Origin of the sequence: Streptomyces sp. NPDC000151 (assembly GCF_040301705.1) — a bacterium.
In the GTDB taxonomy this organism is placed as follows: domain Bacteria; phylum Actinomycetota; class Actinomycetes; order Streptomycetales; family Streptomycetaceae; genus Streptomyces.
Genome location: NZ_JBEPFC010000092.1, coordinates 20,818 through 28,569 on the forward strand (window position 1 = coordinate 20,818; position 7,752 = coordinate 28,569).

4 protein-coding genes are annotated in these 7,752 nt (G+C 72.6%); all 4 read left to right on the plus strand.

The features are described 5' to 3' along the window. The first annotated feature begins 75 nt into the window (after positions 1-75). On the plus strand, positions 76-2,376 hold the full coding sequence (locus ABT381_RS23510; RefSeq protein WP_351597697.1) for an outer membrane protein assembly factor BamB family protein: 2,301 nt from the start codon (positions 76-78) through the stop codon (positions 2,374-2,376). A 64-nt stretch (positions 2,377-2,440) separates the two neighbouring features. Continuing rightward, the gene (locus ABT381_RS23515; RefSeq protein WP_351597700.1) at positions 2,441-4,579 is read left to right on the plus strand and encodes an outer membrane protein assembly factor BamB family protein; all 2,139 of its coding nucleotides are present in this window, start codon (positions 2,441-2,443) and stop codon (positions 4,577-4,579) included. A 3-nt stretch (positions 4,580-4,582) separates the two neighbouring features. After that, entirely contained in the window at positions 4,583-6,754 is a 2,172-nt protein-coding gene (locus ABT381_RS23520; protein ID WP_351597703.1) for a protein kinase domain-containing protein, read from the plus strand. Between the two features lie 53 nt (positions 6,755-6,807). Next, positions 6,808-7,752 (plus strand): serine/threonine-protein kinase (locus ABT381_RS23525; protein WP_351597706.1); only part of this gene is annotated, 945 nt, incomplete at its 3' end.

Here is a 7,752-nt window from a genome sequence, read left to right on the forward strand (position 1 = left end):
TACCGCGTCATTGGGCGGCTCGATCCTGAGTACTCGGCAGTGCCGGTGCCGGGTCGGCGGTACATCGCTCGGGACGTGAGCGGGAACCGTACGGTGGTCGTCACCGGCCCGCACCCGCAGGCGGCGGACGACCGGGAGCACCGGGTGCGGTTCGCGGCCGAGGCGGAGAACGCCCGCCGAATACGGCAGGCCCATTCGATCCCATGGTCCTGGGCCGTCGACGAGGCCGCGGGCGCGGCCGGCGCAGAGCTGCCCTGGTACGCGGCGCCGTATCTCCCGGCTCTTCCGCTGCCGACCCTGCTGGAGCTGTACGGAGCGCCGCTGCCCGAAGGAACCGTACGGGCTTTGGGCGCTGCCCTGGCCGAGACTCTGGCCGTGCTGCACGCGGCGGGGCAGGCGCACGCAGGAGTCACCCCGGGCGCTGTGCTGGTGGCCGGCGACGGCCCGCGGCTGACCGGCTTCGGGGACGCACGGGCGGCGGCCGCGGACGGCACACCGCGCCGCGGGCTCCCCGGCCTTGCCGCCGACTTCCTGGCCCCCGAACAGCTGACGGGTGGCCGCCCCCGCGCCCTCGGCGACATCTACGCGCTCGGCGCCGTGCTCGCCTATGCGGCGACTGGACGGATCACGCCCGATCCCGGCCGGCTCCCGGTCGGACTGCGCACGACCGTGACGGCCTGCCTCGCGGCCGACCCCGCGCACCGGCCTCAGGCACACGACGTCGCGACGTCGCTGGTCCGCGGCGCACGGCAGCCTGTGGTCGCACCCGGCATCGGCGCTCCCACACCGACCAGCCTCGACGCAACGGCCGGTCAGGCGGCGAGCCTGCTGGGGCCGGGCTGGCTCCCCGGTCGGCTGATCGCCGCGATCGCCGGTCAGTCCGCTGACGTGCTGGCTGCGGAGACGGACGTCACGGAGAGCGAAGCGGCGACGGCTGCGGCCGCCGCAGGCGTCCATCCGGCCACGGAGGAGGTCACCGGACCTCCGACAACGGCCCTGTCCGGGCCGGCCGTAGCGTTGGCCCCCGCCCACGGGGCGGACACCACGCCGCACGGCGCGCCGACGGAGGCCGGAGGTTCGTCCGTCACGCGCTCGCACGTTCCCGCAGCAATCGCCCGCCTCGACTCCTCGCGCCGCGCCCTCCTCCTGGGAACGGCGGCCGGTGCGGCCGGTCTCGCGATCGGCGGTGGCGCCGTTTGGGGTGCGACCTTACCGACCCCCGACCCGCCCACCGCGGCCGAACGCCTCGCTGCCGCCCACCGCACCCGCCACCGGCTCAAGGGTGCACCGCCTCAGCCACGCTGGCGCCACGACCTCAAGGGCCCGGCGCCGCTCTTCCCGCCGTACGTCTGGCGGCAGCGGATCGCGGTCATCACCGGCCGTACCACCGTTGTGGGCCTCGACCTGCGCACGGGCAAACAGCTGTGGAGCCAGGACGCGGTACGGCCGACGGGCGTGGCGGTGGCGATCAACGACGACCTGCTGCTGATTCCGGGCCTGCCGTTCACCGTCCTCGACGCCCGTACCGGCAAGGTCGCCTGGCAGGCGAAGCGGTACGGAAAGGACGGAAACAGCCCGTTCGAGCGGTTGCTGGCGATGGACCGGGACACGGTCTGGTTCGCAGTCGGGGGCGAAGGCGGTGCACAGCGCGTCGCCGTCGCGTACGACACCCGGCACCGCAAGGAGATGTGGCGCAGCCCGCTGGCTGCGGGGTTCATCGACGGGCGGCTCACCGACGACGCACTGGTGGTGACGACGGGAACCGATTCGGGAGAGCCGGCGGACAAGGCGGACGGCGGAGCGCTGCGTTCGACCGCCCTGACCCGTCGGGACGGTTCCGGGCACGGCATCGTGACGTACGACGGCGCCAAGCAGGGACAGCGGGTCACCGCGCACGGCAGCACGCTGATCGTGGCCGCCGGCGACGCCCTTCGAGGCTACGACCTGGGTCATGGCGGAGCGGCCGAGTGGACCGTGCGGCGCCCGACGGCTGCAGGGCAGCGCGTTGTCCCACCGTTCGGGCCGCCCACCGTCCATGACGGCACGGTGTACGCCGCGGACGCCTGGTACATGGTCCACGCTGTCGCGGCCGCTACGGGAGACATCACATGGCAGCGCGACAACGGCTTCCACATGCCGGGCGTACTGCCGCCGCCGGACGTGGTCGTCAGCCCTTCCGGGCACACGGTCGTCATGGCCGGCAACTACGAGGTCGATGCCTTTGACCCCCTCGACGGCGCCCTCCGGTGGCGCTTCGCCGACCTGAACGGCAGTGGCAAACAGGCAGGCGTCCCGCTGCGCCGCAGGGTAGCGCTGACCGACGAGATGGCCGTCGTACTCAGCGGACGCACTGTCTACGCGCTGCCGGCGGACTGACGCAACGGCCCGGCGCGACGAACCGACAGGACCGGGCCGACCGGCCACGACCAGGAAGGAACGCATGGAAGCGGTGCAGCAGGGCGCCGAGCGGCACATCGGCCCGTACCAGGTCCTCCACGAGTGGAGTGGTCAGGACGGTGCTGGTCAGCACGCCGACGCCGATATCCGGTACGCGCTGGCGCGTGACGCGCACAGCGGCCGGGTCCATACGCTTATGCTCCCTGCACACCGATCGGCCGACGACCGTGCGTACGGTGTCCGCTTCCGGGCCGAGGCGGAGAACTCCCGTCGGCTGACCGGTCCGTGGCTCGCTCCTGTGGCCGCCGTCGCACCGCAGGGCACCGAACGCCCGTGGGTCGCCTACGACTGTTTCCCCGCCCTGCCCCTCCCGGCCGCGCTGGCCGCGTGCGGGGGACCGCTGCCCGCCGCCACCGTACGGGCCCTGGGTGCGGTGCTCGCCGAGACGCTGGCCCGCGCACACGCCCAGGGCATGGTGCACGGTGGGATCTCTCGTGCGTCGGTGCTGATCACGCCGTACGGACCGCGGCTGACCGGCTACGGCCTGGTGCGGGCCGCTGCTCTGGACGGCACAGACCGCACCGGAGTGCCGGGCATCGACGCCGCCACCCTGCCGCCCGAGCAGCGGACCGGCGGCCGGCCGCGTCCCCTCGGCGACGTCTTCGCGCTGGGCGCGGTCCTCGCGTACGCCGCGACCGGGCGGACCGTGCTCGACCCCGCGGCACTGCCGGACGAGCTCCGCGACCTTCTGACGGCCTGCTCGGCGCAGGATCCCGAGCAGCGCCCCGTTCCGGCCGTCCTCGCCCGGGAGCTGGCGTTCGGTGGCCCCGCTCCAGGTGCGGATGCGCTCCCCCCGGCCCTCCTCGGTGCGCTGGAGGACCAGAGAACCGCCCATCCGGCCGATATCGGCGGGGCGTTGCACGCCACCCGCCCTGCCGAGGGACCGCGGGCCGCATCCGGCGCGAGCCATCCGCGCCGTGCACTGGTCACGGCCCTCGCCGGAGGCGCCGCCGGGCTGGCCCTGGGCATGGGCGGCGTGGCGGCCGCCCGGGCAGCGGGCGTGGGCCGGCCGACGCCTCGGCGGCCCCTGCTCACGCGCGGATCCGCACCGGCCCCGTTGTGGCGTTACGAGCTGGAAGTCAGCGATCCCGAACCGCAGTTCGTCTGGCGGGGGAAGGTCGCGGCCTTTGACGCGGCCGGCCTCCGGGTCGCCGTGGATCTGCGTACGGGCAAGAAGCTATGGTCGCGGGACGACCTCTACGGCACCAGCATGCCATTGGAGGACGGGTCGATGGTGATGGGAGGCCTGGACGAACTGACCTTCTCCTCGATCCGCACCGGCCGCATCCTCCGGTCCGAGCGGGGCTATGACGGCGTCAAGGAGCCGTCCTTGGGGGAGATCATCGCCTCCCGCGGGCGGACGTTGTGGTTCGGGGGGAGCACGGACGACAACGACATGGTGATCGCCTACGACGTCACAGGACACAAGGAGCTGTGGCGTACCCCGATTCCGCGAAAATTCGTCACCCAGCTGAGCATCGCCCCGACAGACGGCGCGGGGGCGGCGGTGACGACCGAGGACGCGTTGCTGCTGCCCGGTTCGGGCAGCGCCACGGACGAGTCACCGATGGCGTTCCTCGCGCTCGACCGGCGGAGCGGAAAGCGCCTGTGGACGCGGGAGGTCGACGGCTGGCCGGTCAACGACACTGCCGTTCCGTATGTGGTCGATCCGGGCAACCGAGTGGCCTTTGCCTTGGGAGACGGCGTTCATGCCGTCGACCTTTCCAGCGGTGAGCACCTCTGGAAGCACCAGGGCGACAGCCGGATTCCGTACGCGTTGGTGCGGCACGGCAACACGCTGTTCGCGGCGGACTTCCACGGAGGCGCACAGGCCATCGACATGCGCAGCGGCAAGCTCATCTGGCGTCGCCGTCGGTCGAAGAGCTCCCGTTTCGAGAGCATCGACGTCGGCACGGCCGTGAGCCATTCAGGACGCATGTTCCTTCAGAGCAACGGCTCGGAGATCGACGCGCTCGACGCCGCGGACGGCGCCCTGCGCTGGCGCCTCACCCTCTCCGGCAGAGGCAACGAGGCCGCCGGGGCAGGCAGCTTCCTCGGCTCCGCCCCCGGAGCGGTATTCGTCCTGCACACCAATGCCCTCTACGCCCTGCCGGTGGACTGACTCATGGCCTCCCCCCTCACCCACGACGACCCGGCACGCCTGGGCCGCTACACCCTGGTCGCCCGGCTCGGCGGCGGCGGTATGGGCACCGTGTACCTCGGCCGCTCGCCCGGAGGCCGCGCGGTCGCGCTGAAGACCATGCACGCGCCGCTCGCCGGGCAGACGGAGTTCCGTACCCGCTTCCGGCTGGAGGTCGACGCGGCCCGCGTCATCGGCGGCCGGTACGGCGCACAGGTCGTCGACGCCGATCCGCTGGCCGCCACACCCTGGCTGGCCACGGAGTACGTGCTCGGCCCGCCGCTCGACGACGCCGTCGCGCTGTGCGGGCCCCTGCCCGAGGACGCCGTACGGGCGTTGGGTGCCGCTCTGTGCGAGGCGCTCGGCCAGCTTCATGGGTCCGACGTTGTCCACCGCGACCTCAAGCCGTCCAACATCCTGCTCACCGCCGCCGGACCGAAGGTCATCGACTTCGGTATCGCCAAGGCGGCCGGTGACGACCGGCTAACCCGTACGGGCGCCGCGGCCGGTACCCCCGCCTTCATGTCACCCGAACAGGCGACGGCACAGGAACACACCCCGGCGGGCGATGTTTTCGCGCTCGCCGGAGTGCTGGTCTTCGCGGCCACCGGGCGTGCGCCCTTCGGCGGCGGCCAGGCGGCCGACCTGATCTACCGGGTGCGGTACGCCGAGCCCGATCTGGCGGGAGTGCCGGACGGATTGCGGCTGCTCCTCGCCCGATGTCTGGCCAAGAATCCGGCCGAGCGCCCGCACACGGTGGAGCTGGGGCAGGCGCTGGCGGACGGCAATGACGGTGGCACGCACTTCGCCGATCGTCTCCCCGCACCTCTCCTCGCCGATATCGCGCGCCGCAGCGCGGCCGTATGGGAGATCCGCCCGGCCCGGCTGCCCGCGCCGGAAACCGACGACACGGTGGCCCGGAGCGAGGAGGCCGGGCAGCACGGCACCGGCCGGCTGTCCCGCCGTGCGCTGATCGGCGCCGGCGGCGGCGTGCTCGCGGTCGGAGCGATCGGCGGCGGTGTCGCCTGGCTGTCCGCCGACGAATCCGCCCGGGCTCCGAAACCGAAGGGCAGTACAGGCCGCCGCCCCGGCACCGCGCCGGCCATGTCGTGGAAAGTGTCCGTCTCGCGCGACGAGTTCAGGGCGACCGCGCATCCGATCGGCGGCAATGTGGCAGTGGCGGCCGTCGACGGCCTGAGGTTCGTGGACGCACGGACCGGCGCCGAACACGGTAGCAACGAGGACATCACCGATAAGGAGCGCATCGCCTCTGACGGAAAGCGGCTGTTCGCCCTGGATGAAAGCGACAATCCGCACATCGCGCCGGTCGATCCCGTCACCGGCAACCGTCGCACGCCGGTGGCCCGTGTCAAGGACATCGACAGCGGCACGGAACGGCTGCCGGCCGTGAGCAAGGAGTTGTTCCTCGTCCAGGCATCGAACAGCAAGGGCGCCTGGATCATCGCCTACGACAAGCGGACCGGCGGGGAACGCTGGCGCCACTTCATCAGCAAGCGGGCCGCCGAGTCGACCAGGATGATCACTCCGGTCGGCCAACGGCTGATCGTGTCGTCCGACGATGACATCGGCGTGCTCGACGCCCGCAACGGCCTGCAGGTGTGGACCCGCAAGCTGTCCTACTCGAACACCGAGGTTCTGGAGACCGCGGGCCGCCATGCGTACAGCCGGACGCACGTCTTCCTCTACGACCGGGAGCTCCACGCGATACGGCTGAGCGACGGCAAGGCGGGCTGGAACTTCGGCACGGACCGCGAGGTCAGCCGGCGCAAGTCGCTCAAGGACAAGGACCTCTACGGCCCGCCGGCCGTCAAGGACGGCGTCGTGTACTGCATCGAGCGGGAGAGCGGCGTGGTCGCGCTGGAGGAATCCAGCGGAAAGGTCCTCTGGGAACAGAAGAAGAGCGCCGGCCCTGTCCCCAGCTACGCGGCGCAGCCCGCCGTCGGTAAGAAGTACCTCTACACGACGCCCGAGAGCAGCCAGTGGGCCATGGCCATCGACCTGCGCACCCACCGGGCGGCCTGGACGTTCCAAGGCCCGGGCGAGAACGACTACACCGCACGGATGACCGCGCTGCCTGACGCCGGCCGGATCCTCATGGAGGGCGGCATCACCGTCTGCGCCATCCCCCTCGAATAACCGCTCATTCCTCCCTCGCGTGCCCCGCTCGAATCACCCCAGGAGCTCTCCCCATGGACCCCCTCTCCACCGGCGATCCACTCCGCCTGGGCCCGTACCGCCTCCTCGGTGTGCTCGGTGCCGGTGGTATGGGCAAGGTCTACCTCGGCCGGGGCGGGCAGGGGCAGCCGGCCGCGCTGAAGGTACTGCGGCCGGAGCTGGCGCATGACCAGCAGATGGTGCGGCGCTTCCTCCGGGAGGCGCAGGCGGCCCAGGCGGTGACCGGTAAGGGCGTCGCGCGGGTGCTCGGGGCGCAGACCGAGGGCGGACGGCAGTGGATCGCGACCGAATTCCTCGCGGGGCCCACCCTCGACCAGGCCGTGCAGCAGTACGGCCCGCTGCCCGAGTCCGCGGTACGGGTCCTGGCCGGCGAACTTGCCGCGACGCTCGGCGACGTCCACGCCGCCGGCCTGGTCCACCGGGACATCAAGCCCTCGAACATCGTGCTCACCTCCGGCGGGCCCCGGGTCATCGACTTCGGCATCGCCCGCCCCGAGCACGGACTGACGCTGACCAGCACGGGACAGGCCCCCGCGACGCCCGGGTACGGCGCGCCCGAGCAGGTGCTCGGGCAACGCACCGGACCGGCCGGTGACGTCTTCGCGCTGGGCGCGGTGCTCGCCTATGCGGCGAGCGGGCGGAGCGCGTTCACCGGCGGGCACGTGGCCGCAGTGCAGTACGAGGTGGTCCACGGCGAGCCGGACCTGAGCGCGGTCCCGGGAGCCCTTCGGCAGCCGATCGCATACTGCCTCGCCAAGGACCCTGCCGCCCGCCCCAGCCCTGTATGGCTCGCCCGCGCCCTGACACCACCGCGCCGCCCCGCCCTTCCCTGGAAGAACGGCCCGCTCGCGGCCGAGATCACCCAGCGTGAGGAACATGCCCGCCGGCTCGCCGAAATGCCCGGTGCCGAAGCCGCCGGCGTGCCCCGGCGCAGGCTGCTCGGCGCCTTCGCGGCCGGC

Bases quoted from the DNA above. Each gene is read 5' to 3' on its own strand.
- ABT381_RS23515 (WP_351597700.1), top strand. From the start codon at position 2,441: ATGGAAGCGGTGCAGCAGGGCGCCGAGCGGCACATCGGCCCGTACCAG.
- ABT381_RS23520 (WP_351597703.1), top strand. From the start codon at position 4,583: ATGGCCTCCCCCCTCACCCACGACGACCCGGCACGCCTGGGCCGCTAC.